Origin of the sequence: Streptomyces purpurascens (assembly GCF_045040895.1) — a bacterium.
Classification (GTDB): domain Bacteria; phylum Actinomycetota; class Actinomycetes; order Streptomycetales; family Streptomycetaceae; genus Streptomyces; species Streptomyces purpurascens.
This window is the reverse complement of sequence record NZ_CP108341.1, coordinates 1,627,289-1,653,617: the sequence shown is the minus strand read 5'-3', so window position 1 is coordinate 1,653,617 and position 26,329 is coordinate 1,627,289. Positions and strand designations below refer to the sequence as shown.

The 26,329-nt window shown below is 71.5% G+C and carries 27 protein-coding genes; 18 read left to right on the top strand and 9 right to left on the bottom strand.

The annotated features are described in order from the left end of the window. The first annotated feature begins 129 nt into the window (after positions 1 to 129). From OHU35_RS07495 to OHU35_RS07455, 9 genes are all read left to right on the top strand, one after another. Positions 130 to 738 (top strand): riboflavin synthase, encoded by a 609-nt coding sequence (locus OHU35_RS07495; RefSeq protein WP_189726391.1) that lies wholly within the window; start codon positions 130 to 132, stop codon positions 736 to 738. Next, positions 735 to 1,379, top strand: a complete 645-nt coding sequence (locus OHU35_RS07490; protein WP_189726390.1) for a nicotinamide mononucleotide transporter family protein — start codon at positions 735 to 737, stop codon at positions 1,377 to 1,379. Before OHU35_RS07495 ends, OHU35_RS07490 begins: the two co-directional genes overlap by 4 nt. Then, positions 1,376 to 2,662 carry a bifunctional 3,4-dihydroxy-2-butanone-4-phosphate synthase/GTP cyclohydrolase II gene (locus OHU35_RS07485; RefSeq protein ID WP_405505055.1) on the top strand — a complete coding sequence of 429 codons (1,287 nt, stop codon included), beginning with the start codon at positions 1,376 to 1,378 and terminating at the stop codon, positions 2,660 to 2,662. Before OHU35_RS07490 ends, OHU35_RS07485 begins: the two co-directional genes overlap by 4 nt. A 56-nt stretch (positions 2,663 to 2,718) precedes the next feature. Further along, complete coding sequence (ribH, locus tag OHU35_RS07480; protein ID WP_184597131.1) at positions 2,719 to 3,204, top strand: 6,7-dimethyl-8-ribityllumazine synthase; 486 nt, start codon at positions 2,719 to 2,721, stop codon at positions 3,202 to 3,204. Positions 3,205 to 3,238: 34 nt separating this feature from the next. Beyond that, positions 3,239 to 3,511, top strand: coding sequence for a phosphoribosyl-ATP diphosphatase (locus OHU35_RS07475; protein ID WP_003988914.1), 273 nt, complete (start codon positions 3,239 to 3,241; stop codon positions 3,509 to 3,511). Positions 3,512 to 3,566: 55 nt separating this feature from the next. Then, a complete protein-coding gene (gene hisG, locus OHU35_RS07470; protein ID WP_189726388.1) occupies positions 3,567 to 4,415 on the top strand; it encodes an ATP phosphoribosyltransferase in 849 nt (282 codons plus the stop codon). A gap of 13 nt (positions 4,416 to 4,428) precedes the next feature. Further along, a complete protein-coding gene (locus tag OHU35_RS07465; protein WP_189726387.1) occupies positions 4,429 to 4,881 on the top strand; it encodes a PH domain-containing protein in 453 nt (150 codons plus the stop codon). Positions 4,882 to 5,127: 246 nt separating this feature from the next. Then, positions 5,128 to 6,462, top strand: a complete 1,335-nt coding sequence (locus tag OHU35_RS07460) for a hemolysin family protein (protein WP_189726386.1) — start codon at positions 5,128 to 5,130, stop codon at positions 6,460 to 6,462. After that, positions 6,459 to 7,535, top strand: coding sequence for a hemolysin family protein (locus tag OHU35_RS07455; protein WP_359896509.1), 1,077 nt, complete (start codon positions 6,459 to 6,461; stop codon positions 7,533 to 7,535). The genes OHU35_RS07460 and OHU35_RS07455 overlap by 4 nt, the downstream gene beginning before the upstream one ends. Positions 7,536 to 7,558: 23 nt before the next feature. Here OHU35_RS07455 and OHU35_RS07450 read toward each other — a convergent pair whose 3' ends face one another. Both OHU35_RS07450 and OHU35_RS07445 read right to left on the bottom strand, forming a co-directional pair. Continuing rightward, the gene (locus OHU35_RS07450; protein ID WP_189726680.1) at positions 7,559 to 9,421 is read right to left on the bottom strand and encodes an AAA family ATPase; all 1,863 of its coding nucleotides are present in this window, start codon (positions 9,419 to 9,421) and stop codon (positions 7,559 to 7,561) included. Positions 9,422 to 9,854: 433 nt separating this feature from the next. Further along, positions 9,855 to 10,511, bottom strand: a complete 657-nt coding sequence (locus OHU35_RS07445) for a uridine kinase (protein ID WP_189726679.1) — start codon at positions 10,509 to 10,511, stop codon at positions 9,855 to 9,857. A 195-nt stretch (positions 10,512 to 10,706) separates the two neighbouring features. Between OHU35_RS07445 and OHU35_RS07440 the strand changes: the two genes are divergently transcribed. From OHU35_RS07440 to OHU35_RS07430, 3 genes are all read left to right on the top strand, one after another. Beyond that, complete coding sequence (locus tag OHU35_RS07440) at positions 10,707 to 12,092, top strand: peptidase C39 family protein (RefSeq protein WP_359896510.1); 1,386 nt, start codon at positions 10,707 to 10,709, stop codon at positions 12,090 to 12,092. A gap of 91 nt (positions 12,093 to 12,183) precedes the next feature. Continuing rightward, positions 12,184 to 12,324 carry an SCO1431 family membrane protein gene (locus OHU35_RS07435; RefSeq protein WP_189726383.1) on the top strand — a complete coding sequence of 47 codons (141 nt, stop codon included), beginning with the start codon at positions 12,184 to 12,186 and terminating at the stop codon, positions 12,322 to 12,324. 98 nt (positions 12,325 to 12,422) lie between these two features. Then, entirely contained in the window at positions 12,423 to 13,082 is a 660-nt protein-coding gene (locus tag OHU35_RS07430; protein WP_189726382.1) for a TetR/AcrR family transcriptional regulator, read from the top strand. Between the two features lie 50 nt (positions 13,083 to 13,132). On the opposite strand, the gene OHU35_RS07425 is transcribed toward OHU35_RS07430, so the two are convergent. Continuing rightward, entirely contained in the window at positions 13,133 to 14,401 is a 1,269-nt protein-coding gene (locus OHU35_RS07425) for a glycoside hydrolase family 18 protein (RefSeq protein ID WP_405505054.1), read from the bottom strand. 331 nt (positions 14,402 to 14,732) lie between these two features. Here OHU35_RS07425 and OHU35_RS07420 point away from each other — a divergent pair, with 331 nt between their 5' ends. Next, positions 14,733 to 15,905, top strand: coding sequence for an acyl-CoA dehydrogenase family protein (locus tag OHU35_RS07420; protein ID WP_189726380.1), 1,173 nt, complete (start codon positions 14,733 to 14,735; stop codon positions 15,903 to 15,905). On the opposite strand, the gene OHU35_RS07415 is transcribed toward OHU35_RS07420, so the two are convergent. Both OHU35_RS07415 and OHU35_RS07410 read right to left on the bottom strand, forming a co-directional pair. Then, complete coding sequence (locus OHU35_RS07415) at positions 15,868 to 16,116, bottom strand: hypothetical protein (protein WP_405505053.1); 249 nt, start codon at positions 16,114 to 16,116, stop codon at positions 15,868 to 15,870. The genes OHU35_RS07420 and OHU35_RS07415 overlap by 38 nt on opposite strands. A gap of 206 nt (positions 16,117 to 16,322) precedes the next feature. After that, positions 16,323 to 16,757, bottom strand: coding sequence for a hypothetical protein (locus OHU35_RS07410; protein WP_189726379.1), 435 nt, complete (start codon positions 16,755 to 16,757; stop codon positions 16,323 to 16,325). A gap of 268 nt (positions 16,758 to 17,025) precedes the next feature. On the opposite strand from OHU35_RS07410, the gene OHU35_RS07405 reads away from it, so the two are divergent. The 4 genes from OHU35_RS07405 to fxsA all read left to right on the top strand — a co-directional run bounded on the left by OHU35_RS07405 (position 17,026) and on the right by fxsA (position 21,142). After that, positions 17,026 to 17,466 (top strand): Lrp/AsnC family transcriptional regulator, encoded by a 441-nt coding sequence (locus tag OHU35_RS07405; protein WP_039932055.1) that lies wholly within the window; start codon positions 17,026 to 17,028, stop codon positions 17,464 to 17,466. Between the two features lie 66 nt (positions 17,467 to 17,532). Next, complete coding sequence (locus tag OHU35_RS07400) at positions 17,533 to 19,134, top strand: amidohydrolase (RefSeq protein ID WP_405505052.1); 1,602 nt, start codon at positions 17,533 to 17,535, stop codon at positions 19,132 to 19,134. A 533-nt stretch (positions 19,135 to 19,667) separates the two neighbouring features. Continuing rightward, positions 19,668 to 20,471 carry a polyprenol monophosphomannose synthase gene (locus tag OHU35_RS07395; protein ID WP_184597102.1) on the top strand — a complete coding sequence of 268 codons (804 nt, stop codon included), beginning with the start codon at positions 19,668 to 19,670 and terminating at the stop codon, positions 20,469 to 20,471. Positions 20,472 to 20,566: 95 nt separating this feature from the next. Beyond that, positions 20,567 to 21,142, top strand: coding sequence for an FxsA family membrane protein (gene fxsA, locus OHU35_RS07390; protein WP_189726377.1), 576 nt, complete (start codon positions 20,567 to 20,569; stop codon positions 21,140 to 21,142). Between the two features lie 105 nt (positions 21,143 to 21,247). Here the strand turns inward: fxsA and OHU35_RS07385 are convergent, their stop codons facing one another. The 4 genes from OHU35_RS07385 to OHU35_RS07370 all read right to left on the bottom strand — a co-directional run bounded on the left by OHU35_RS07385 (position 21,248) and on the right by OHU35_RS07370 (position 24,716). Further along, entirely contained in the window at positions 21,248 to 21,625 is a 378-nt protein-coding gene (locus OHU35_RS07385) for an RNA polymerase-binding protein RbpA (RefSeq protein WP_184597099.1), read from the bottom strand. Between the two features lie 278 nt (positions 21,626 to 21,903). Further along, complete coding sequence (locus tag OHU35_RS07380; RefSeq protein ID WP_405505051.1) at positions 21,904 to 23,250, bottom strand: MFS transporter; 1,347 nt, start codon at positions 23,248 to 23,250, stop codon at positions 21,904 to 21,906. 48 nt (positions 23,251 to 23,298) lie between these two features. Further along, on the bottom strand, positions 23,299 to 24,066 hold the full coding sequence (locus OHU35_RS07375; protein ID WP_359896518.1) for a glycerophosphodiester phosphodiesterase: 768 nt from the start codon (positions 24,064 to 24,066) through the stop codon (positions 23,299 to 23,301). After that, positions 24,063 to 24,716 carry a YitT family protein gene (locus OHU35_RS07370; protein ID WP_405505050.1) on the bottom strand — a complete coding sequence of 218 codons (654 nt, stop codon included), beginning with the start codon at positions 24,714 to 24,716 and terminating at the stop codon, positions 24,063 to 24,065. The genes OHU35_RS07375 and OHU35_RS07370 overlap by 4 nt, the downstream gene beginning before the upstream one ends. Positions 24,717 to 24,816: 100 nt before the next feature. Between OHU35_RS07370 and OHU35_RS07365 the strand changes: the two genes are divergently transcribed. Continuing rightward, the gene (locus tag OHU35_RS07365) at positions 24,817 to 26,316 is read left to right on the top strand and encodes a PLP-dependent aminotransferase family protein (RefSeq protein WP_189726373.1); all 1,500 of its coding nucleotides are present in this window, start codon (positions 24,817 to 24,819) and stop codon (positions 26,314 to 26,316) included. Positions 26,317 to 26,329: the final 13 nt, after the last annotated feature.

The following is a 26,329-nucleotide window of genomic DNA, read 5'->3' as shown; positions in this document are numbered from 1 at the left end:
GCGTGCCGCCGAAGAAGTCCGTCCTCGGGGCGGACTCCGTCCGGCGTCACCCCCGGTGTCCCTGTTCGTACATCTGTCGTCATCGACAGCCCCGGAGTCCGTGCCCGAAGAGGCAGGAGGACCCGGGAAGTGTTCACCGGAATCGTCGAAGAGCTGGGCGAGATCACCGCCGTCGAGACCCTCGACGACGCCTGTCGCTTCCGCCTGCGCGGTCCCATCGTCACCCAAGGCGCCAAGCACGGCGACTCCATCGCGGTCAACGGCGTCTGCCTCACGGTCGTCGACCACGAGGGCGACGAATTCACCGCCGACGTGATGGCCGAGACCCTGAACCGCTCCAGCCTGGGCGCCCTCGCGGTCGGCACCCGCGTCAACCTCGAACGCCCCATGGCCGTCGGCGAACGCCTCGGCGGGCACATCGTGCAGGGCCACGTCGACGGCACGGGCGAGATCCTGGAACGCAAGCCGTCCGAGAACTGGGAGATCGTGAAGATCTCCCTCCCCGCGGACCTCACCCGCTACGTGGTCGAGAAGGGCTCCATCACCGTCGACGGCATCAGCCTCACCGTCGTCGACGCCGGCCCCGACTACTTCACCGTGAGCCTCATCCCCACCACCCTCGCCCTGACCACGCTCGGCCACAAGGGACCCGGCGACCCGGTCAACCTCGAGGTGGACGTCATCGCCAAATACGTCGAGCGGATGCTGGGCGACCGTGTGCAGGGGGCGGACCGGTGAACTGGCTCAACTCCGAGGCCTTCTCGCTCTTCGGCCAGCACATCAAGTGGTCGGACATGATCGGCAACGTGATCGGCCTGATCGGCCTCGCCTTCGGCTGGCGGCGCTCCCTGTGGACCTGGCCCGCCCAGTTCCTCTCCGGCCTCATCCTCTTCGCGGCCTTCGCCACCGCCCACCTCGCGGGCAGCGCCGGCAAGCAGATCGTCGTGATGCTCGTCGCCACCTACGGCTTCTGGCAGTGGAACCGCGGCCGGCAGCAGGCCCAGGACGGCTCCATCGCCGTACGGTTCGCCACCTGGCGCGAGCGCGGGGCGCTGGCCGGCGCGGCCGCCGTCGGCACCCTCGCGGTCGGCGGCCTGTTCACCGCCTTCCCGACCCTCTCCTGGGACCCCTGGCCGGACGCGTACATCTTCGTCGGCACGATCGTCGCGATGTACGCCCAGGCCCGAGGCATGGTCGAGTTCTGGTTCGCCTGGCTGCTGGTCGACCTGGTCGGCGTCCCGCTGAACTTCGCCAACGGCTTCGCCTTCTCCGGCTTCGTCTACATCATCTACGGCGCGCTCGTCCTGTGGGGCATGCGCGACTGGTGGCTGCGCTCGCGCGCGGCAGCACAGCCCACCCTGGAAGGAGCGCCGGCATGAGCGCCGCAACCGTCCTGTACACAGACGACATCGAGGACTTCGCGCTCGACCCCGTCGAGCAGGCCATCGCCGACATCGCGGCGGGCCGCCCGGTCGTGGTCGTCGACGACGAGGACCGGGAGAACGAGGGCGACCTCGTCATCGCCGCCGAGAAGGCGACCCCCGAGATCGTCGCCTTCATGATGAGCGAGTGCCGCGGCCTGATCTGCGCCCCCATGGAGGGCGACGAACTCGACCGGCTGCGCCTGCCGCAGATGGTCGAGGACAACACCGAGTCGATGAAGACCGCGTTCACGGTCTCCGTCGACGCCTCCGCCGCGCACGGCGTGAGCACCGGCATCTCGGCCTCCGACCGCGCCACCACGCTCCAGCTGCTCGCCGACGGCATCACGGGGCCCGACGACTTCGTCCGCCCCGGTCACATCTTCCCGCTGCGCGCCCGGCCCGGCGGGGTCCTGACCCGCAACGGCCACACCGAGGCCGCCGTCGACCTCGCCCGCCTCGCGGGTCTGCGTCCCGCCGGAGCGATCGTCGAGATCGCCGGCGAGGACGGCACGATGCTGCGCCTGCCCGAGCTGATCCCCTTCGCCCGCAAGCACGGTCTGACGATCATCTCCATCGAGGACCTGATCGCCTACCGCCGCGGCAGCGAGCCGACCGTCCGCCGCGAGGCCAAGACCCGACTGCCCACCGCCCACGGCACGTTCACGGCGTACGGCTACCGCTCCACCGTCGACGGCGTCGAGCACGTCGCCCTCGTGCACGGCGAGATCGGCGACGGCCAGGACGTCCTCGTCCGCGTCCACTCCGAGTGCCTCACCGGCGATGTCTTCGGCTCCGCCCGCTGCGACTGCGGTCCCCAGCTGGACGCCTCCCTGGCCCGTATCCAGGCCGAGGGCAGGGGAGTGGTGGTCTACCTGCGCGGACACGAGGGCCGCGGCATCGGCCTGATGTCCAAGCTGCGCGCCTACGAACTCCAGGAGCGCGGCCGCGACACCCTCGACGCCAACCTCGAACTCGGCCTGCCCGCCGACGCCCGCGACTACGCCGCCGGCGCCCGGATCCTCGCCGACCTCGGCGTGCACGGCGTGCGTCTGCTGACCAACAACCCCGACAAGACCGACGCGCTCGTCCGCCACGGCATCGCCGTCACGGCACGCGTGCCGATGCCCGTGAGCGCCGGCGAGCACAACCTCCGCTACCTGCGCACCAAGCGGGACCGGATGGGCCACGACCTGCCCTGGCTCGACACGACCACCGTGCCGGCCTGCAGCAACCAGTAAGACAGCACAGCGAGACAGCACAGCAAGTCAGCAGTGAGAAAGCTCTGAGGAGAGACGTGAGCGGCAAGGGTGCACCGGAACTGTCCGTACGCAATGTGGGTGACCTCAGGGTCGCCGTCATCGCGGCACAGTGGCACGAGAAGGTGATGGACGGTCTGGTCGACGGCGCCCTGCGCGCCCTGCACGACCTGGGCATCGACGAGCCGACCCTGCTCAGGGTCCCCGGCAGCTGGGAGCTCCCGGTGGTCGCCAAGGTCCTCGCGGGCCGCGGCTACGACGCGATCGTGGCCCTGGGTGTCGTCATCCGCGGCGGCACGCCCCACTTCGAGTACGTGTGCCAGGGCGTGACCCAGGGCCTGACCCAGGTGTCGGTCGAGACCGGCGTCCCGGTCGGCTTCGGCGTGCTGACCTGCGACACCGACGAGCAGGCCCTGGACCGCGCGGGCCTGCCCGGCTCGAACGAGGACAAGGGACACGAGGCGGTGACGGCGGCGGTGGCGACCGCGGCCACCCTCCGCTCGGTATCCGAACCCTGGCGCTGAGGCGCCCCCTACACCGCGTAGGCTAGGCGTCACCATGTCCAAGAAGACGTTCGAGGAGCTCTTCACCGAGCTCCAGCACAAGGCCGCCCAGGGCGATCCCGCCACTTCCCGCACCGCAGAGCTGGTCGAGAAGGGCGTTCATGCCATCGGCAAGAAGGTCGTAGAAGAGGCCGCCGAGGTCTGGATGGCCGCCGAGTACGAGGGCAAGGAGGCGGCCGCCGAGGAGATCTCGCAGCTGCTGTACCACGTCCAGGTGATGATGGTCGCCCGCGGCATCTCCCTCGACGACGTCTACGCCCACCTGTAAGCCGCGGCCAGCCGCACCCGTTCCCGTACGACACCACGCAAAGGAAGCCGACCTCATGCTGCGCATCGCCGTCCCCAACAAGGGTTCCCTGTCCGGCCCTGCGGCGGAGATGCTGCATGAGGCCGGCTACCAGCAGCGCCGGGAATCCAAGGAGCTGCGGATCGTCGACCCGGTGAACGAGGTCGAGTTCTTCTACCTCCGCCCCCGCGACATCGCCATCTACGTCGCCTCCGGCCAGCTGGACATCGGCCTCACCGGACGCGACCTGCTCATCGACTCGGGCGCCGACGCCGAGGAGATCCTCCCGCTCGGCTTCGCCCGCTCCACCTTCCGCTACGCCTGCAAGCCGGGCACCATCGGCGGCCTGGCGGACCTCGCCGGCAAGACGGTCGCCACCTCCTACGAGGGCATCGTCGCGGCGCACCTCGCCGACCACGGCATCGACGCCTCCGTCGTCCACCTCGACGGCGCCGTCGAGACCGCCATCCAGCTCGGCGTCGCCCAGGTCATCGCGGACGTCGTCGAGACGGGCACCTCGCTGCGCAACGCGGGCCTCGAGGTCGTCGCCGAGCCGATCATGAAGTCCGAGGCCGTCGTGATCCGCCGCACCGGCGCGGACGCCGACGACCCCAAGGTGCAGCAGTTCCTGCGGCGCCTCCAGGGCGTGCTGGTCGCCCGGACGTACGTGATGATGGACTACGACTGCCGCGTGGAGCAGCTGGAGAAGGCCGTCGCCCTCACCCCCGGTCTGGAGTCGCCGACCGTCTCCCCGCTGCACAACGAGGGCTGGGTCGCCGTCCGGGCGATGGTCCCGGCCAAGGAGGCGCAGCGGATCATGGACGACCTCTACGACATCGGCGCCCGGGCCATCCTGACCACGGCCATCCACGCCTGCCGTCTCTGAGGGGCGTCCACCGATGTCCGATCTGCCCACCCTGCCCGTCACTTTCCGGCCGGGCAGCACCCGAGCGGTGCTGCTCACCGCCGCCGTCGCGATCCTGGTCGTCATCACGGCCGTCGCGATGCTGCTGAAGCAGCTCAGCCCGGCCGAGCGCCTCAGCTTCGTCCTCACGGCGCTTCTGCTGGACGCGGTGCTGCTCCTGCTGGCCCGGCCCAAGGTCGTCGCCGACGAGTCCGGCGTCACCGTGGTGAACCTCACGAACAAGCGCCGGCTGGAGTGGGCGGAGATCCTTCAGGTGACCCTCCGACCCGGCGATCCCTGGGTGTTCCTCAACCTCAGCGACGGCACCAGCCTGCCTGTCCTCGGTATTCAGCCGGGTATTGCCAGGCAGCGGGCCATCGCCGACGCCCGGTCCCTGCGGGCGCTCGCCGAGGCCCGTTCCGTGGCGGACGAGCGGCATCAGAGCTGACTCGGGGAATCCACAGGGCGGCCGCCACTGCCGCACCGGGCCGTGTCTTGATTAATCTGTTGGCGGAGGCGTGAACGGATGCGCCTCCGCCTCTGCTGCCCCGCCCGGTGCACAGAGGCTCCTGCTAACCGAGGAGTGACCCTCTCCGGCGATGGACGGATCGTCCTGTAGTACCTGCGCCGCCCCCTGCCGACATAGCGCGGACCCCGTTTTCGGGGTACGCGACCGTGTGGAGGCGGCGGCATCATGACCACCCCCCTGCTGCTCCTGGCAGCCGCGTTCCTGCTGATTCTCGCCAACGGATTCTTCGTGGCGGCCGAGTTCGGACTCGTGACGGTCGAGCGGCCCGAGGCCGAGAAGGCCGCCGCCGAGGGCGACCGGCGCGCCCACCGCGTCGTCGAGTCGCTCAAGGAACTGTCCTTCCAGCTCTCCGGCACCCAGCTGGGCATCACCATCACCTCCCTCGTCGTCGGCATGCTCGCCGAACCGGCGCTCGCGGAGCTGCTGCACGGCCCGTTCACCTCGATCGGCATCCCCGAGGGAGCCGTCTCCGGTGTGACGGTCGTCGTCGGCATGCTGCTGGCCTCCGCCGTGCAGATGGTGATCGGCGAGCTCCTGCCCAAGAACTGGGCGGTGTCCAGGCCGCTCCAGGTCGCGCGCTTCGTCGCGGGCCCGCAGCATGTCTTCGCCCGGCTGTTCCGCCCGGTCATCGCCGGCCTCAACGCCGTCGCGAACCGGCTCGTACGCGCCCTGGGCATCGAGCCCGCCGAGGAGCTGGCCTCCGCCCGCACCCCCGGCGAACTCGTCTCCCTGGCCCGTCACTCGGCCCGGGCCGGTGCCCTGGAACAGGACACGGCCGACCTCTTCGTCAGAACCCTGTCGCTGGGTGAGCTGACCGCGCAGCACGTGATGACGCCGCGTGTGAAGGTCAGCGCCCTGCAGTCCTCGGCCACCGCCGAGGACGTGGTCAACCTGACCCGGGCCACGGGCCTGTCCCGCTTCCCCGTCTACCGGGAGAAGATCGACGAGGTGGTCGGCATGGTCCACCTCAAGGACGCCCTGGCCGTGCCCGTGGGGGACCGGCTGCGCACCCCCGTCGGCCGCATCGCCCGCCCGGCGCTGCTCGTCCCCGAGACGCTGCCCGTACGGCCGCTGCTCGCCCGCCTGCGCAGCGAGCAGCCCATCGCGGTCGTCGTCGACGAGTACGGCGGCACGGCCGGTGTCGTCACGCTGGAGGACATCGTCGAGGAGATCGTCGGCGAGGTCCGTGACGAGCACGACGGACACGACCTGCCCGAGCTGGCCTCCGCACCGCCGGAGGACGGCAGGCCCGCCTGGGACGTCGACGGCAGCTGCCGTGTCGACATCCTGCTGCGCATAGGCCTCGACGTGCCGGAAGGCCCGTACGAGACCGTCGCGGGCCTGATCGCCGATCTGCTGGGCCGTATCCCGGCCGTCGGCGACAAGGCGGAGCTGCCCGGCTGGCGGCTGTCGGTGCGCCAGGTCGGCCACTACCGCGCGGAGCGGGTCCGGATCGTGCGCACGGCCCCGGTGGCCGCACTGGTGGAGGCCGTCCGATGAGCGTGCTCCAACTTCTCTTCGCCGCGCTGCTCGTGCTCGCCAACGGCTTCTTCGTCGGTGCCGAGTTCGCGCTCGTCTCCGTACGCCGCAGCCAGATCGAACCGCTCGGCACCGCCCGCGCCCGGCAGGTCCTGTACGGGCTGGAGCGGCTGCCGCAGATGATGGCGGCGGCCCAGTTCGGCATCACGATCTGCTCCCTCACCCTCGGCGCGGTCGCCGAACCGACCGTCGCGCACCTGCTGGAGCCGGTCTTCGAGTGGATCCACCTGCCGCACGGCATGATCCACCCGCTGACCTACGTCATCGCCCTCGCCGCGGTGGTCTTCTTCCACCTCGTCATCGGCGAGATGGTCCCGAAGAACCTGGCGATGGCGGCCCCCGAGAAGGTCGCGCTGTGGCTCAGCCCCGGCCTGGTCTGGTTCGCCCGGTTCTGCAAGCCGATCACCGCCGCGCTCGGCGCGGTCTCCCAGGGCATCCTGCGGCTCTTCCACGTCGAGCCCAAGGACGAGGTCGAGGCCGTCTTCACCAGCGAGCAGCTCAACCGGCTGGTGGAGGACGCCGGCCAGGCGGGCCTGCTCGACCCCGAGGAGGCCGAACGCCTGGAGGACGCCCTGGAGCTGGGCTCGCGCCCGGTGACGGACGTCCTGCTGAAGCGCGAGTCCCTGGTGACGGTCAGCCCGTCCGTCACCCCTGGGCGCATCGTCGAGCTCACGGCCCGGACCGGGTACTCCCGGTTCCCGGTCGCGGCGGAGAACGGGGCGTTCATGGGCTATCTGCATGTGAAGGACGTCCTGGACCTGGAGCACTCCGACCGGGCCGTGCCGCAGCAGTTGTGGCGGCCCATGACGACGCTGCGGTCCGAGCTGCCGCTGGACGACGCGCTGACGGTGATGCGGCGGGCCGCGACGCACCTGGCCCAGGTGGCCGACGGGTCGGGGAAGGTGCTCGGCCTGGTCGCGCTGGAGGATGTCCTGGAGCTGCTGGTGGGGGAGGTGCGCGATCCCGCGCACCGGGAAGTCCCCGAGATCAGGCTGACCGAGCCGAGGTCCGGCGAGGAGGTTCTGGCGACGTAGGCCCAGCCGCCCCACGCCGCTTCTCACAGTCCGGGCGGATCCTGCGGCCCCCGCCCGGACAGCACCTCCCCGTACGCCTGCATCAGGTCCGGCAACCGCAACGTCGCCAGGTCCTCCCTGCCCAACACCCCGGGATACACGGACAGCCGCAGATCCCGGTACGCACAGCTCTTCTCGTACAGCGTCCGCAGGAACCGCCCGTTGCCCAGCTCGTCGATCCATCCCTGGTCGACCACATGCCCGGCGATGGACCGCAGCTCGTCGAGGGACTCCTCGTCCCACAGGTCGCCGTTCTCCGCGGCGAGTACCTTGCCGATCTCGGTGAGTTCGAGGGGACGGTAGGAGGGGAAGTCGACGCGGGTGGTGAAGCGGGAGGACAGCCCGGGGTTCGCGGCGAGCAGGCGGTCCATGCCCTCCGGGTAGCCGGCCAGGATCACCACGAGATGGTCGCGGTTGTCCTCCGCCCGCTTCAGCAGCACCTGGAGCGCCTCGTCGCCGTACGCGTCGCCCTTGCCGTAGCCGGAGTTGGACAGCGAGTACGCCTCGTCGACGAAGAGGACGCCGCCGAGGGCCGAGTCGATCAGTTCGTTGGCCTTCACGGCCGTCTGCCCGAGGTACTCGCCGACCAGGTCGGCCCGCTGGGCCTCCACGAGGTGGTCGCCGCCGAGCAGCCCGAGGGCGTAGAAGACGCGGCCGAGGATACGGGCGACGGTGGTCTTGCCGGTGCCGGAGGGGCCGGAGAAGACGAAGTGCCGCTTGGGCGGCTGGACCGGCAGGCCCTGCCCGGCCCGCAGCCGGGCCATGTTCAGCTGCGCCGACAACGCCTTGACCTGGCGTTTCACCGGCTCCAGCCCCACCATGCGCTCCAGCTCGGCGAGTGCCTCCTCCAGTAACGCGGGATCGGTGGGCCCGGCGGGCAGGGACGGTGCCGGGGAGAACTTCTCGCGCACGGCCGGGTCCGTCTCCGGCGGCAGGGGAGCGGAGCCCGGCGGCTCGAGGTCGGGCAGTCGCAGGTCGCGGCCCTCGGTGCCGAAGAGCGGGTCGAATCCGTCCGGCCCGTCCACCGTGTCCTGGCCGAGGCCCGGGAGCGTGATCGCCGCGAGGTCGGTGGAGTCGTCGTACCCGTCGCCCTCGGCGATCGCGGCGAGCCGGGCCGAGGTGTCCATGAAGGCCGGGTCGACGCGGTGCACGGCCCGGTACAGGGGGAGTGCGGCGGCGCTGCGGCCGGTGCCCTCGTGTGCGCGGGCCAGCCAGTAGCGCAGCTCCTTGCGCTGGGGCTGCTCGCTGCGGCAGCGCATCAGCGCGGCGGACAGCAGCGGTTCGGCCTGGCCGTACATCTCCAGACGGACCCGGGCCATGCCGCCGAAGAGCCCCGCCTCGATGCCGAGCATCGGGTCGTCGAGGAGCGGGTCGGTGTGGCGGACCAGCTGCTCCCAGTCCTTGACCAGATAGGCGCGGCAGGCGTGCAGGAAGCGGACCTGGGCGTCGGTGTCCACCGGCGGCAGTCCGGCGAGGGCCCGGTCCAGCTCGGGGACGTGGCGGCCGTCCAGCCAGTGCGAGGCGTGCGCGAGCAGCAGGTCGCGGGGGCTCTCCAGCACCGGCTGCACCCACCAGCCCAGCCAATACCAGGAGTTGAGGGTGCGGCGGTAGCGGGAGCGCTGCTCCCCGAAGCGGTCCCGGTGCCGGAACATCCTGAGCAGCGCGGTCGTCGTGTCGACGCGCAGCGCGTGCAGCCCGAGCCAGCCGTCGGCCATCCCGGGGTCCATCCGCACGGCGGAGCGGAACTCCTCCTCCGCCTGCGGATAGGCGCCCATGGTGTAGGCATCGACGCCTCGCAGCCAGGCGAGGTCGGCCGGGGCCTGCGGGCCCTGCGTGCCGAAGTCCATCACGTCCCCCACGAACCGTGCCCCCGTCGGTATGCCAACGAGCCGTCCCCCCAGCCGGCTGCCCTGCTCGAACCGCTGTGCCACGGACCGGAGTTGCGAGGTGCGCGGAGCCACCGTCCGTAGGTCGCGACGAGGGCATCGTACCTGCGGGGGCGGCGCGCCCGAAGGGTGCCGCACGGGCCGTTCGGCGAGGTGGGAGCGGATGCAGCGCACTCGCGCACGGTGACCGAGTGTGAGCGTTCCGCGCCTCGCGGGGCCCGGAAAAACGGAAGAAGACAGAACGAAGCCCCCGATCACGGGGGAACAACCGGGGGCTTCGCGTCTGTGGGCGGCTCCGAATGGCCGCACATTGAGAACGTAAGTCCTGTACGGCCCACCGGTCAAGCCGAGTTGAAGCACTCCGGCAAGTTGCACCGCAAGCGCCTTCACAAGGTCAGCACACTGCGGGCGGTCCGTCACCGTGCGTGAGGGACTGGTCCGGTCCAACCGTCCCAGCAGGTCCCGGAAACACCTCGTACCCCTTCTCTCCCTGCCGTACCAGGAGATCGGCGAAGGGCCGCGAGGGATCGTCGGCGAAATGCCTGCGCTCCGCCGGGACCCATCCGTTCCAGAACTCCCGCTGTTCCTCCCCGTCCCGCGACCGTCCCCGCGCCCAGGCCTCCTCGCGCGGCAGCTCCATCCACAGCAGCAGGGCCAGGCGGGGGCGCAGCGCCCGGCGTCCCGCCCCGACACCCTCGACGAGGATCACCGGCGCGGGCGGCAGGGGGTGCGGAGGCCCGAAGCGGCGGGCCCGCCAGTCGTAGGGGGCGTAGTGCGCGGTCCGGCCGCCGGCCAGCGGCTCGATCACCTGGTCCAGCAGCCGTCCGGTCCAGCCGAACAGTTCGTCGTGGCTGGCGATGTCGTCGAGGCGCAGCACCGGCGCGCCGCCGAGCGCTCCGGCCAACTGCTCGGCGAACGTGGTCTTCCCGGATCCGGCGTGCCCGTCGACGCCGACGAGCCGGACCGGGCCGCAGGAGGGGGAAAGGCGGCGGATCCGGGAGGCCAGGTCACGGACGGCGGACCCCGGTGCGGGGCGGAAGGACGGATTCATCTCGCGCAGCACTCTAACGACGGTGCCCTCGGCGCCTGCCACTGGTCGACGCCAATATTGGTGGGCGTGGCGCGGGTCGAAGTGCTGGCTAGACCCGGCGGGCTGTGCTCATATGTGGCGCACACGCATGTGCGACCGACCGTGCAACGGACCTGCCCCGCCCCTGCCCGACTCCGACATCCGGGGGTCCCCGCCATGAGCAGAGCCGAACAGCCGTCCCGCAGAACCGTCCTGGCCGCCGCGGTCGCCGCCGCCGTCACCGCGAGCGCGGGTCCGGCGGCCGCCGACACCGAGATCTCCATGACGACCGACACCGACGCCGTGGACCCCGCCCGGGCGGTCCCGGCCCGCACCGTGGACAACCGGGCCTGGGCCTCGTACGACGACTGGCGCGGCGGCACCGCCCGGGGTACCCGTGCCGTCGCGGGCTCCCGCCCGGGTCTGGTGATCGCGAAGCCCGCCGGAACTGCCGACTACAAGGACCCGCACACCGGTACCACCGCCCCTTGGGAGTACGGCACCTGGACGTCCCCCGTCCACCGGCTCGCCGTCCCCGCGACGGAGGCGATCGTCTCCTGGAACGCGCGCACCCCGGCCGGCACCTGGATCCAGGCCGAGCTCAAGGGCACCTACACCGACGGCACCAGCAGCCCCTGGTACGTGATGGGCCGCTGGGCCGCGGGCGACCAGGACATCCGGCGCACCTCGGTCGACGACCAGAGCGACGGCAAGAGCACCGTCTGGACGGACACGCTGGCCGTCGACGACCCGGCGACGGGCCTGCGCCTGGCCTCCTGCCGGCTGCGTCTGACCCTGTACCGCAAGCCGGGCACCAAGGCCACGCCCACCGTGTGGCGGCTCGGCGCGATGGGTTCCGACGTCCCCGACCGGTTCACCGTCCCGGCGTCCGCGCCCGGCCTCGCGAAGGAACTGGTCGTCCCGCGGTACTCGCAGGAGATCCACAAGGGCCAGTACCCCGAGTACGACAACGGCGGCGAGGCCTGGTGCAGCCCGACCTCCTCCCAGATGATCGTCGAGTACTGGGGCGGCCGGCTCACCCCGAAGCAGCTGGCCTGGGTGGATCCCTCGTTCGCCGATCCGCAGGTGTGCCACGCGGCCCGCTTCACCTACGACCACCAGTACGCGGGCTGCGGCAACTGGCCGTTCAACGCCGCCTACGCGGCCACGTTCAAGGACCTCCAGGCCGTGGTCACCCGGCTCGGCTCGCTCACCGACCTGGAGACGCTGATCGCGGCGGGCATCCCGGCCATAACGTCCCAGTCCTTCCTGAAGGAGGAGCTGACCGGCGCCGGGTACGGCACCGCCGGGCACCTGATGACCGTCATCGGCTTCACCGCCTCCGGCGACGTGATCGCCAACGACCCCGCCTCGGCGAGCAACCAGGCCGTGCGGCGCGTCTACCGGCGGCGCGAGTGGGAGAACATCTGGCTGCGGACCAAGCGGTACAACGCCTCCGGCAAGGTCGTCTCCGGCACCGGCGGCGTCTGCTACCTGTACTTCCCGGCGCGCCCGACCGCGGCCCAGCGCAAGGCGCTGACAGCCGTGGGCGTACGCGTGTGACCAAGCTCTCGGCCGCAAAAGCCGCTCCGGGTGGCAAGGTGGGCGGAACTTCGGGGGAAGTCCGTCCGCCCCACCGGATCAGCGAGAAGCCATGACCGCACACTCAGCCACCGCCGACGGCGTCCGCACGGGCGGCCCCAAGGACGACGGCCCGAAGATCGTCGAGCACGTCATGGGCTGGACGCTCGTCGTGGTCGTCGCGATGCTCGTGACCCAGCTCGGGCTGCTCTGACCCTCGGCCCGGAGCGCTGTGACCTGACCCACGACCCGGCCCTCCGACCTGCCATACTGCGGATGTCCCTCCTCGCCCGCCTGGAACCAGGGTCGAAATTGAATATCAGTCAACAGCCTGCCGCGCGCCCCAGAGCCCGCGGCACCGAGCGCTCGCTGGCGCGCCGTGCCGAACTCATCGCCATCGGCCGGAGGTTGTTCGCCGACACGTCCTACGACGCCCTCTCGATGGACGACATCGCCCGGCAGGCACACGTCGCCAAGGGGCTCATCTACTACTACTTCCAGTCCAAGCGGGGCTACTACCTGGCCATCATCCAGGACTCGGTCACCGACCTGGTCACCCTGGCGGCGAGCGGACTCGAACTGCCCCCGGTCGACCGTGTCCAGCGCACGATCGACAGCTATCTGCGCTATGCGGAGCACCACCAGGCCGCGTACCGCACGATCGTCAGCGGCGGGGTCGGCTTCGACACCGAGGTGCACGCCATCAGGGACGGGGTGCGCGAGGCCATCGTCGCCACCATCGCCGAGGGCGCGTACGGCCGCGTCGACATCACCCCGCTGGCGCGGATGGGCCTGCTGGCCTGGGTGTGCAGCGTCGAGGGCGCCACCCTCGAATGGATCGACCGCCCCGAACTGCCCCGCGAGACCATGTGCGAGCTGCTGGTGAAGGGCCTCGGCGGCGCCCTGCGCGCGATCGAGGACCTGGACCCCGCCTACCCGGCCCCGCAGGCGGCCGCCCGCCAGGACGCGTGAGACGGGGGCGGAGGGCCCGTCACGGTCCCTCCGCCCCCGGTCGCCCCGCCTTACTTGATGGCCTTGATCAGCTCACCGTTCGCCGTGTCGCCGCTCAGCTCCCAGAAGAACGTGCCGCCCAGACCCTGCTGGTCCTTGTACGTCATCTTGGTCCCGATGGTCGCCGGGGTGTCGTAACTCCACCAGTTGTTCCCGCACTTGGCGTACGCCGTGCCGGCCACCGTCCCCGTCGCCGGGCACTTGGACTTGAGCACCTTGTAGTCGTCGATGCCCTGCTCGTACGTGCCCGACGCCGGGCCGGTCGCGGTGCCGCCGGGGGCCGACTGGGTGACACCCGTCCAGCCGCGGCCGTAGAAGCCGATGCCGAGCAGCAGCTTCGAGGCGGGGATGCCGAGGCCCTTGAGCTTCGCGATGGTCGCCGACGTGTGGAAGTTCGCCTTCGGAATGCCGGAGTACGAGGTCAGCGGAGAGTGCGGGGCCGTCGGTCCTGCGGCGTCCCAGGCGCCGAAGAAGTCGTACGTCATCGGGTTGTACCAGTCGACGTACGGGGCGGCGCCCGCGTAGTCCGCCGCGTCGATCTTGCCGCCCGGGGTGGCGTCGGCGGTGATCGCCGCGGTGACGAGGTTCCTGGAGCCGAACTTGGCGCGCAGGGCCTGCGTCAGGTTGCGGAAGGCCGCCTTGCCGCTGGTGTCGCAGGTGGCACCGCAGGCGTTCGGGTACTCCCAGTCGATGTCGATGCCGTCGAAGACATCGGCCCACTTGGAGTTCTCGACCAGGTCGTAGCAGGACTGGGCGAAGGCGGCCGGGTTCCTGGCGGCCTCGCCGAAGCCGCCCGACCAGGTCCAGCCGCCGAAGGACCACAGGACCTTGAGGTTCGGGTGCTTCTGCTTCAGCTCGCGCAGCTGGTTGAAGGTGCCGCGCAGCGGCTGGTCCCAGGTGTCGGCCTTGCCGTCGACGGACTCGGCGGCGGTGTAGGCCCGGTCGGTGGCCGCGTAGGCGTCGCCCATCGCGCACTTGCCGCCGGTGACGTTGCCGAAGGCGTAGTTGATGTGGGTGAGCTTCGTCGCCGAGCCGGACGTCTCGATGTTCTTGACGTAGTACTTGCGGTCGTAGGTGCCCCATTCGGTGAAGTACCCGATGACCTTGGAGCCGGCGGCCTTGGAGCCGGGTGCGGCCTTCGATGCCGCGGCGGCCTCCTGAGCCGAGGTCGCCGCGGTGGCGGTCGAGGTGCCCGCGCCGGCCAGGAGACCGGCGCCGAGGACGGCGCAACAGGCCGCGGACACGATGGCCCGGAAGCGGGAGCGGTGGGGGGTGTGCATCCGGTGTCTCCTCGTGGGGAGAGGGAACGCGTGCCGATTGGCATGAACGCGATGAATCGGTGAAGCGAAACGGTAGGAGGACTAGACCAGTGCGGTCAATGGTGCGGACCAATTTCGATCCGGCGGACGTGCTCCGGCATTACCTGAAGTAAGCGGTCGTTAACTGGTGACGGGATGCCTCCGATCGGGCATACTCACTGCGCACAGCCGCTGGTCAGCAGCTTCCGAGACCCGGGACTGCAAGCATCGGCCAGGCAGCAGAACGACCCGGCGGCGCCGCCCCCACCCACGGGCCCGTCCGCCAGTGCCCGACAGGGAGGAGAGCGTCGCCATGCCCGACCGCGCCCCGCAGCCGGTGGACCGACAACTGCCCACGGAGGAGGCCCGGGAGCTGATCTCACTCGTCCGTGACATCGCGCGGCAGGAGATCACCCCGAAGGCGGCCGAGGAGGAGGACGCCGGCCGCTTCCCGCGGGACCTGTTCACCCTGCTCTCGCACTCCGGCCTGCTCGGCCTGCCGTACGCGTCCGAGTACGGCGGCGGCGACCAGCCGTACGAGGTCTATCTCCAGGCCCTCGAAGAGCTCTCCGCGGCCCGCCTCACGGTCGGCCTCGGCGTCAGCGTGCACACCCTGTCCTCCTACGCGCTCGCGGCCTACGGCACCAAGGAGCAGCAGGTCGAGCACCTGCCCGGGATGCTCGGCGGCGGCATGCTCGGCGCCTACTGCCTCTCCGAGCCGCACTCCGGATCGGACGCGGCGGCCCTGCGCACCAAGGCCGTGCGGGACGGCGACGGCTGGGTGATCACCGGCACCAAGGCCTGGATCACTCACGGCGGGATCGCCGACTTCTACACGGTCATGGCGCGCACCGGCGAGGAGGGCCCGCGCGGGATCACCGCGTTCCTGGTGCCCGGCGACGCGCCGGGGGTGAGCGCGGCGGCGCCCGAGAAGAAGATGGGCATGAAGGGCTCGCCCACCGCCCAGGTCCACTTCGACGGTGTGCGGATCTCCGACGACCGTCGCATCGGTGAGGAGGGGCAGGGCTTCGCGATCGCCCTGTCGGCGCTCGACTCCGGGCGGCTCGGCATCGCGGCGTGCGCGATCGGCGTGGCGCAGGCGGCGCTCGACGAGGCCCTGGTGTACGCGGCCGAAAGGCGTCAGTTCGGGAAGGCGATCGCCGACTTCCAGGGGCTGCGCTTCATGCTCGCCGACATGGCGACGCAGATCGAGGCGGGCCGTGCGCTCTACCTCGCGGCGGCGCGGCTGCGGGACGCGGGCCGGCCGTTCGCCCGGCAGGCGGCCATGGCCAAGCTGCACTGCACCGACACGGCGATGCGGGTCACCACCGACGCCGTGCAGATCCTCGGCGGCTACGGCTACACCGCCGACTTCCCGGCCGAGCGCTACATGCGCGAGGCCAAGGTGCTGCAGATCGTCGAGGGCACCAACCAGATCCAGCGGATGGTCATCGCCCGCCATCTCGTGGGTCCAGAGGAACGCTGAACTGGTCGAGGCCCCGCCAGGGCGCCGCGAGCCGCATCCACTCCGGGTCGTGCCGGCCCGGCAAGGTGCGGCCGCCCTCGGCCCAGGTCCGCATCAAGTCGCGGTAGATCGGCGGGTCCTGATAGCGCGGCGTGGTCGGCCGAACCGATTCTGCGGGTGCCGGGACGAAGAGGAGGCGCTGACGCCCGGTCGCTGAGGAGATGGGGGTCATACCAGGGCAACGCGGCGGAGGCCGGACAGGTCACCGGATGGTGGAATCGGGCGTGCGTTCAGGGCTGCCCCTGGTCGCTCCGCGAGGGACCGGGGAGCGCGCGCCGCCCATGTGCTCCGGACTCACTGAACCGCACCACGGCACCCTGCGAGCCATGGTGCGGTTCACTCACTGAGGTGGAGCGAGCGGGCCGGGAAGGCCCGCGCTCAGGCTGCTTCGGGGCGCAGGACGGGGACCCTGATCGGGCGCGAGCCCGGGCCGCCGACGTGCGAGAAGGGCTGCGTCCGCCAGTCGAGCCCCTGAGGGAGCGTCAACAGCAGGGCGGTGTCCTGCTCCTGAGGATCCGCGGACTCGTCCGCGGGGCGGGCGTCCGTGGCCCTGCGGCCGGTGCCGGCACAGACCGTGAGACCGAACGGGTTCCACGGCGAGGCGCACAGCGCGTGCTCCGGCAGAACCTCTTCGTCCGCCAGCAGCGCGATTGGCTGAGCGCAGTCCGGGCAGACGACCCGGAACATCTCGAAGGTGTCGTAGGCGTCGAGCTCGTCGTCGAAGGTGTCGGGTTCGACGCCCTCCGGCTCGGGCTCGACGACGAGCTGCGGCCGCTTGGGCGCGGTGCGACCAGGGCGCTTAAGACTCTGCATTGGGTTCTCCCCCTCGGACTGGGCCGTTCAGGCACTGCGGCCTCGACCACAGCAAGCACTTCCCGTCCCCTCTCGGCGGTAATCACGAGAACATCACGGAGACCGTTCGAACCCTGTGGCGTTCGTCACATGCCGCGCGCAAGTGCCCACTGCGGTGGATTTGTCCCCCGGACGGCTGACCGTCGGCTTCCGGCCACATCACGAACCGGGCATGACCTGGGCTGCTCAGGTATCCGAGGAGATCAACCGCACTGTAGGTTCTTGCGCCATGGAGGAGCTGGACCGACAGATCGTGCAGCTGCTCGTCAAGGACGGGCGGATGAGCTACACCGACCTGGGCAAGGCCACGGGTCTGTCCACGTCGGCCGTGCACCAGCGGGTGCGCCGGCTGGAGCAGCGCGGCGTCATCCGCGGCTATGCCGCGGTCGTCGACCCGGAGGCCGTCGGGCTGCCCATGACCGCGTTCATCTCGGTCAAACCGTTCGACCCCAGCGCGCCTGACGACATCGCGGAGCGGCTCGCGGGCGTGCCGGAGATCGAGGCGTGCCACAGTGTCGCCGGCGACGAGAACTACATCCTCAAGGTGCGCGTCGCGACGCCGCACGAGCTGGAGGAACTGCTGGCCCGGGTGCGGTCGTTGGCGGGGGTCTCGACGCGGACGACGGTGGTGTTGTCCACGCCGTACGAGGCGCGGCCGCCGCGCATCTGATCGCCGCCGGGCGCTGAAGGCGACCCTTGTTCGGAGTGATCGGGGTCAGGCGCGAGACTGTTGTCCATGAGTGAGTCCAGCGCCCCGTCGAAAACCGTCCTGCTCCGTCGTGGAGAGGTCCACAGCCCTGCCGATCCGTTCGCCACCGCGATGGTCGTGGAACGTGGGCAGGTTGCCTGGGTGGGGTCGGAGGGGGCCGCCGACGCCTTCGTGGACGGGGTCGACGAGGTGATCGACCTCGACGGCGCGCTGGTCACTCCGGCGTTCACCGATGCGCATGTGCACACCACCGCCACCGGTCTCGCGCTCACCGGCCTCGATCTGTCCGCCGCTCCCTCTCTCGAGGCCGCCCTGACCCTCGTACGGGACTTCGCCGCCTCCCGCCCGGACGACCGCGTCCTGCTCGGACACGGCTGGGACGCCGCCCGCTGGCCCGGCGGCCGCCCCCCGACGCGTGCGGAGCTGGACGAGGCCGCCGGGCACCGGCCCCTCTACCTCAGCCGGATCGACGTCCACTCGGCGGTCGTCACCACGGCCCTGCTCGACCTGGTTCCCGACGTCGCCCGGGCGGACGGACCGCTCACCGCCGACGCCCACCACGCCGTACGGGCCGCCGCGTTCGCGGCCGTAACGCCCGAGCAGCGCGTCGACGCACAGCGCGCCGCGCTCGCGCACGCCGTCTCGCTCGGCATCGGCACCGTCCACGAGTGCGCCGGCCCGGAGATCTCCTCCGAGGACGACTTCACCGGCCTGCTGCGCCTCGCCGCCGGGGAACCCGGGCCGCGCGTCGTCGGCTACTGGGCCGAGCGGGACGTCGCCAAGGCGCGGGAGCTGGGCGCGATCGGCGCCGCGGGCGACCTGTTCGTCGACGGCGCCCTCGGCTCGCACACGGCCTGCCTGCACCAGCCGTACGCCGACGCCGGGCACCGGGGCAATGCCTACCTGGACGCCGCCGCCGTGGCCGTCCATGTCGTGGCCTGCACCGAGGCGGGTCTCCAGGCCGGGTTCCACGCCATCGGCGACGCGGCGGTGGACGCCGTGGTCGAGGGCGTGCGCGCCGCCGCCGAGAAGCTGGGCCTCGCCCGTGTCCGCGCCGCCCGCCATCGCGTCGAGCACGCCGAGATGCTCACCCCGGACGCGATCGCGGCCTTCGCCGAGCTCGGCCTCACCGCCTCCGTGCAGCCCGCGTTCGACGCCCTGTGGGGCGGCGAGGACGGCATGTACGCGCAGCGGCTGGGCGTCGAGCGGGCGCGTGCGCTGAACCCGTTCGCCGCCCTGTTGCGCGCCGGTGTCCCGCTCGCCTTCGGCTCCGACAGCCCGGTCACCCCGCTCGACCCGTGGGGCACGGTCCGGGCCGCCGCATTCCACCGCACGCCGGAGCACCGCGTCTCCGTGCGCGCCGCGTTCACGGCGCACACGCGCGGCGGCTGGCGGGCCGTGGGGCGGGACGACGCGGGCGTCCTGGTGCCGGGCGCCCCCGCCGACTACGCGGTGTGGCACACCGGCGAGCTCGTGGTGCAGGCCCCGGACGACCGGGTCGCCCGCTGGTCGACGGATCCCCGCTCCGGCACCCCGGGTCTGCCCGACCTGACCCCGGGCCGCGACCTGCCCGTCTGTCTGCGCACCGTGGTGGGCGGACGCACGGTCTTCGTACGGCCGGGCGAGTGATCTACGGGGGTGGCGCGCACGCGATCGTGTGCCGCGCCCCCGGCGCGCGACCTGGGAATCCTCCGCACTGACCAGGCCTTTGCCGGGAGATGCGCAGGTCAAACGGCTGTTGACAGGCGGCCGCAGGTGGCCGGTAGGTTCGGCGGAGTCCACCACCGGACGCCCGACCGGGAACGTCCGCGCACTCGCCGCAGCGCCGCCGGGTCAGGGACGGTGTGCCGCACCGGGCACCGCGACTGGGAGCCAGGCTCAGGCCGGTACAGCGCCGAGGGAACGTTCCGGCCGGTCGGGGAGGTGTGACCCGGGAGGGGCCCGGACGCTCAGTAGACAACGGCTTTCGGTCGATCCGCATCCAGCGGGTCCCAGGTCGGCCCGAAGGGCGCCGGGCCCCCATCCGCCCGCACGCTCGCCCGCGAAAGCGCATTCTTACCCGCGCCTTGCGGATTCGACACCACCGTTCGAACGTCCTGTCACGTCATCGCAGGCCGGGCCCACTATGGTGGATCCCTGCGTACGGACTTGAAGGGGCATCAGTGAACGACGGCGACGGAACCCTCGCGGCAGGAGCCCAGGGGAGGAAGTTCGGCCCGCTCGGCACGGCCTTGGTGATCATCCCGACCTACAACGAGGCGGAGAACATCAAGAGCATCGTCGGCCGGGTGCGCGAGGCCGTCCCCGAGGCGCACGTACTCGTGGCCGACGACAACAGCCCGGACGGCACGGGCAAGCTGGCCGACGAGCTGACGGTGGAGGACGACCACGTCCACGTGCTGCACCGCAAGGGCAAGGAGGGCCTGGGCGCCGCCTACCTGGCGGGCTTCCGCTGGGGCCTGGAGCGCGACTACGGCGTGCTGATCGAGATGGACGCCGACGGCTCCCACCAGCCCGAGGAACTGCCCCGTCTGCTCACCGCCCTCAAGAGCGCCGACCTGGTGCTCGGCTCGCGCTGGGTGCCCGGCGGCCGGGTGGTGAACTGGCCGAAGTCCCGCGAGGTGATCTCCCGGGGCGGCAGCCTCTACTCCCGGCTCGCGCTCGACCTGCCGCTGCGCGACATCACAGGCGGCTACCGGGCCTTCCGCCGCGAGACCCTGGAGGGCCTCGGCCTCGAGGAGGTCGCCTCGCAGGGCTACTGCTTCCAGGTCGACCTCGCGCGTCGCTCGGTCAAGGCCGGCTACCACGTCGTCGAGGTGCCGATCACCTTCGTCGAGCGCGAACTCGGCGACTCCAAGATGAGCCGCGACATCCTCGTCGAGGCGCTGTGGCGGGTCACGGCGTGGGGCGTGGGGGAGCGGGTCGGCAAGGTCACGGGGCGCGGCGGCAAGCCGGCCAAGCCCTAGCGGACCTCTGGGGCGTAGCGGACCTCCGGGGCGCTCGTGGGAGCGGCTGATCTGCCCTTATCCCGGACTGAGCCGGGTCCAGGCACACTGGAGGCATGACGACTGGCGCTCAGACCCCCGGTACCCCTGCCCGGCCCCGGCGCTCCCGGCTGCGTACGTTCCTGCCGTTGGGGCTCGCCGCGTGGCTCGTGCTGGAGATCTGGCTGCTCACGGTGGTCGCGGGGGCGTCCAGCGGGCTGGTGGTCTTCCTCGTCCTGCTCGCGGGCCTCGTTCTCGGCTCGGTCGTGATCAAGCGGGCCGGCCGGCGCGCCTTCCGGAACCTCTCCGAGGCGCTGCAACAGCAGCAGAGCGGCGCGATGCCGGCGGCGGCCCGGCCGAACAGCGAGGGCAACGGCCTGATGATGCTGGGCGGTCTGCTGCTGATGATCCCCGGTCTGGTGTCGGACGCGGTGGGTCTGCTCCTGCTGCTGCCGCCGGTCCAGAAGGCCGTGAGCCGCTCCGCGGAGCGCACCTTCGAGCGCAAGCTCCGCGAGGCCGACCCGAGCACCCTGGGCGGGGCATTCCAGCAGGCCCGGATGTACCGTCCCGACGGCAAGGTCGTCCAGGGCGAGGTCATCAGGGACGAGCCGGGCGACGCCCCCAAGGAGCCGCGCCCGCCGCTGACGCACTGAGCGTCCCGGCAGCCGGGCACACGCGCACGACAAGAACCGCGGGCGCCGTACGTGACGTACGGCGCCCGCGGTTCTGATGCGCTGTTCGGCCGGGCCCTGAGGGGGTCAGGCCGACTTGCGGCTGCTGTCCCGGGGATGAATCGCGATGTTCATCGCACCGGAGCGCAGAACCGCCAGGCGCTCCTCGAGGACCTCTTCGAGTTCCTCACGGGTGCGCCGCTCCATCAGCATGTCCCAATGCGTACGCGCGGGCTTGCCCTTCTTCTCTTCCGGGACATCGCCGTCCACGAGGAGTGCCTGGGCCCCGCAGACCTTGCACTCCCACTCCGGCGGGATCTCCGCCTCGACCGAGAAGGGCATCTCGAACCGGTGCCCCTTCTCGCATGCGTACTCCACGGCCTGGCGCGGAGCCAAGTCGATGCCGCGGTCCGTCTCGTAGCTGGTCACCACGAGGCGCGTGCCGCGAAGAGCTCGCTCACTCATGAATCGTGCCTCCCGGGCTTGTCGCCCACAGGACAGGTGTCGCTGTCGTCGTCATCCGGTCAACGTCCGGTCGGCGGTAAAGATTCCCGTTCCGAGTCCCGTTCCGGGTCATGCGTCGCCGTCGTAGCCGCAGCCTTGTCAACCCTTGCAGTACCCACCAGCGCCCGGTTTGTCACATCTGCTAGCAGATGTAACCTAGCGTTTCGGCATCTTTGACGCGCAGTAACGGTACGCCTGGCAGGCCAAACGCGTACACTACAGCCCTTTCGCGCCGAGTGCTAAATCCTGTCAGGAACCGGATTCCCCGCTTCGCGGATCGCACGCCCCACGGGTACCCGGGCGAGCAGGACGAATCCGATGACGAAGAAGCCCACCAGCGAGATGATCGCGTCCCGGTAGCTCCCGGTCAGCTGGTAGGTGAGCCCGAACAGCAGCGGCCCGAGCCAGCTCATGCCGCGGTCGCTCATCTCGTACGCCGAGAAGTATTCGGCCTCCTTGCCGGGCGGGACGAGATGGGAGAACAGGGAGCGGGACAGCGCCTGGCTGCCGCCGAGGACCAGGCCGATCCCGGCGGCCAGGACGAAGAACCACACCGGCGCCCCGGCCGGCAGGAAGTATCCGGCCGCCAGCGTCACCGTCCACGCGACGAGCGAGCCGAGGATCGTGCGCTTGGCCCCGTACGTCCGCGCCAGTCTGCCCATCGCCAGCGCGCCCGCCACCGCCAGCACCTGCACCAGCAGGATGGCGCCGATCAGCGTGGACTGCCCGAGGCCCAGTTCCTTCGAGCCGTAGACCGAGGCCTGGGAGATCACCGTCTGGACGCCGTCGTTGTAGACGAGGTAGGCGAGCAGGAAGGCCAGGGTCAGCGGGTGGCGGCGCATGTCGCGGACGGTCGCCGCGAGCTGCCGGAAGCCGGGGAGGGCCGCCTCGCGCGCGGCGGACCTGCGATCGCGCAGCCGCCGGAGCGGGATGAGGGCGAACGCACCCCACCACAGGCCGGCCGACGCCAGGCAGATGCGGACCGCCGTGCTCTCGGAGATGCCGAAACTCTCGTGCCCGGTATAGAGGACGAGATTGACGACGAGGACCAGGGAACCCGCCGCGTAGCCGAAGGCCCAGCCGCGGGAGGAGACCGCGTCCCGTTGCTCGGGCGGGGCGATCTGCGGGAGATAGGAGTTGTAGAGCATCATCGCCACGGACTGCGCCGCGTTCGCGACGACCAGGAGGGCCCCGCCGAGCAGATAGCGGTCGCCGTCCAGGAAGAACATGGCGGCCGTGGCCGTGGCCCCCAGGTAGGCGGCGGCCGCGAGCAGGGGCTTCTTGCGGCCGGTGCGGTCGGCCGCGGCGCCCACCAGGGGCATCACCAGCACGGCCACGATCACCGACAGGGACACCGAGTACGCGAAGAAGGACCCGGCGCGCACCGGGATCCCGAGGGGGTGGACATACCCATCGGCATCGGCCGCCGACTCGGCGACCGATGTCAGATAGGGGCCCAGGAAGACGGTGAGCACGCTCGTCGAGTAGACGGAGCACGCCCAGTCGTAGAAGTACCAGCCGCGCTGCTCGCGTCTGAGATCCGCCGCCCCGTCGTCCGGCGGTGTCCGCACGGTGTCGGTGCCCACCCGTGCCCTCGCTTCCCCGTGAACGCGCGGAGGCGGCGGGGCGGGGTGTCAGACCCAGACGCCGCGGTCCTCCATGACCTTGCGCAACGTGTCGATGTGATCGGTCATGATGCCATCCACACCCAGGTCCAGAAGCCGGTGCATGCCCTCGGGGTCGTTGACGGTCCACACGTGCACCTGGAGCCCGCGCGCATGGGCGGCGTGGAGGAAGCGGCGGTCCACGACCTGGATGCCGGACTGGATCTCGGGGACCTGTGCGGCGACCGCCGAGCGGCGCACCGCCGCGGGCAGCCCCCAGGAACGCAGCCGCAGACTGAGCACCCCCCGGGTGCCGTACGACGTGGCCAGGCGCGGGCCGGCCAGCCGCTGGGCGCGCACCACGCGTGCCTCGGAGAACGAGCCGAGGCAGATCCGGTCCCAGGAGTCCGTGCGCCCGACCAGGTCCAGGAAGGGCAACAGGGCGGCCTCCGCCTTGACGTCGACGTTCCAGCGCACGTCGGGGAAGGTCTCCAGGAGCTCCTCGAAGAGGGGCAGCGGTTCCTCGCCCGCCACGCGCGCCTGGCGTACCTCCTGCCACGGCAGGTCGGCGATCCGGCCCGCACCGTCCGTCACCCGGTCCAGGGTCGCGTCGTGGAAGGCGACGAGCTTGCCGTCCCGGGTGGTGTGGACGTCGGTCTCGATGTACCGGTAGCCCGCCTCGACGGCGCACCGGAACTGCCGCGCGGTGTTCTCCAGGCCGTCAGCGGCCCCGCCCCGGTGGGCGAAGGCGATCGGGCCGGGATGGTCGAGATAGGGATGGCGTATCCGCGGGGTCACGGACGCAGTATCGCTCCTCGGGGTTGACCGGTGGCAACGACCGTGCTGCCGCCGGATGCCGGGGGGACGGCGAACACGCGCAGGAACAGCTGGGCGAGCGGGCCGATCGAGACCGCGTACAGGAGGGTGCCGATGCCGACGGTGCCGCCCAGGGCGAAGCCCGTCGCCACCACCGTGAACTCGATGGCCGTGCGCACCAGGCGGATCGAGACCCCCGTGCGCTGGTGCAGGCCCGTCATGAGGCCGTCGCGCGGACCCGGGCCGAAGCGCGCCGCGATGTACAGGCCGGTCGCCGCGCCGTTCAGGACGATCCCCGTCACCATCAGCGTCACGCGCGGCAGCGGGCTGTGCGCGTCGGGCACCAGGGCCAGCGTCGCGTCCATCGCCATGCCGATGACCAGCACGTTGGACACCGTGCCCAGGCCCGGCCGCTGGCGCAGCGGGATCCAGGTGAGCAGCACCGCCGCGCCCACGATCGTCAGCACCACGCCGATCGACAGCCCCGTCCGCTCGGCGAGGCCCTGGTGCAGCACGTTCCACGGCTCCAGCCCGAGCCCCGACCGGACGAGCAGCGCCGAACTCGCGCCGTACAGCGCGAGACCGGCGTAGAGCTGGGTCAGCCGCCGGGTGAGATGGCGCCGCGTGGACATGATGTGCCCCCCTGTGGTGTCAGTGGACTGATGCATGACACCCTGTGGCTTGGATGGAGAGGTCATCCATGGCCAATCCGGGGAAGGTGGACTGATTCCGATGGCGCAGTGGACTTCGGCCGTGGGTGCGGCGCAGCTGGCCCGGCTGCTCAACTCCCAGCAGGAGCGCCCGGCAGGGCCCGGTACGCGCCGGCCGCCCGCCTACCGCGCGCTCGCCGACGGCATCCGCCTGCTGGTGCTCGAAGGACGGATCCCGGTGGCCGCCAGGCTGCCCGCCGAAAGGGAACTCGCCCTCTCCCTGACCGTCAGCCGTACGACCGTCGCCGCCGCGTACGAGGCGCTGCGCAGCGAGGGCTTCCTCGAGTCCCGGCGCGGTGCGGGCAGCTGGACCGCCGTACCCGCGGGGAACCCGCTGCCCGCGCGCGGCCTGGAACCCCTGCCGCCCGAGACCCTCGGCTCGATGATCGACCTGGGCTGTGCTGCGCTGCCGGCCCCCGAGCCGTGGCTGACCCGGGCCGTGCAGGGTGCCCTTGAGGAACTGCCGCCGTACGCGCACACGCACGGCGACTATCCCGCCGGGCTGCCGGCGCTGCGGTCGATGATCGCCGAGCGGTACACCGCGCGCGGGATCCCGACCATGCCCGAGCAGATCATGGTGACGACCGGGGCGATGGGTGCGATCGACGCGATCTGTCATCTGTTCGCCGGGCGGGGTGAGCGCATCGCCGTCGAGTCGCCCTCGTACGCCAACATCCTCCAGCTGATGCGGGAGGCCGGGGCCCGGCTGGTGCCCGTCGCGATGGCCGAGGGGCTCACCGGCTGGGACATGGACCGCTGGCGGCAGGTCCTGCGGGACGCCGCGCCCCGGATCGCGTACGTCGTCGCCGACTTCCACAACCCGACCGGTGCGCTCGCCGACGAGGACCAGCGGCGGCGGCTGGTGGACGCGGCGCGCTCCGCGGGGACCGTGCTGATCGCCGACGAGACGATGAGCGAGCTGTGGCTCGACCCGGATGTGCGGATGCCGAAGCCGGTGTGTTCCTTCGACCGGGCCGGGTCCACGGTGATCACGGTGGGGTCGGCGAGCAAGGCGTTCTGGGCCGGGATGCGCATCGGATGGGTGCGGGCCGCGCCGGACGTGATCCGCAGTCTGGTCGCCGCGCGGGCCTACGCCGACCTCGGCACGCCCGTGCTGGAGCAGCTGGCCGTCAACTGGCTGTTCGGGACGGGGGGCTGGGAGCAGGCCGTGGAGGTGCGGCGGGAGCAGGCGCGGGAGAACCGCGACGCGCTCGTGGCGGCGGTGCGGCGCGAGCTGCCCGGGTGGGAGTTCGAGGTGCCCCGGGGTGGTTTGACGCTGTGGGTGCGGACCGGGGGGCTTTCCGGGTCGCGGCTCGCCGAGGCGGGGGAGCGGGTGGGGGTGCGGGTGCCGTCCGGGCCGCGGTTCGGCGTGGACGGGGCGTTCGAGGGGTATGTGCGGCTGCCGTTCACCGTGGGCGGTGCGGTGGCCGAGGAGGCGGCTGTGCGGTTGGCCGCGGCGGCGCGGATCGTGGAGGAGGGCGGTGCGGGGGCCGGAGAGGCGCCGCGGACGTTCGTGGCGTAGCGCTCCGCGTGGG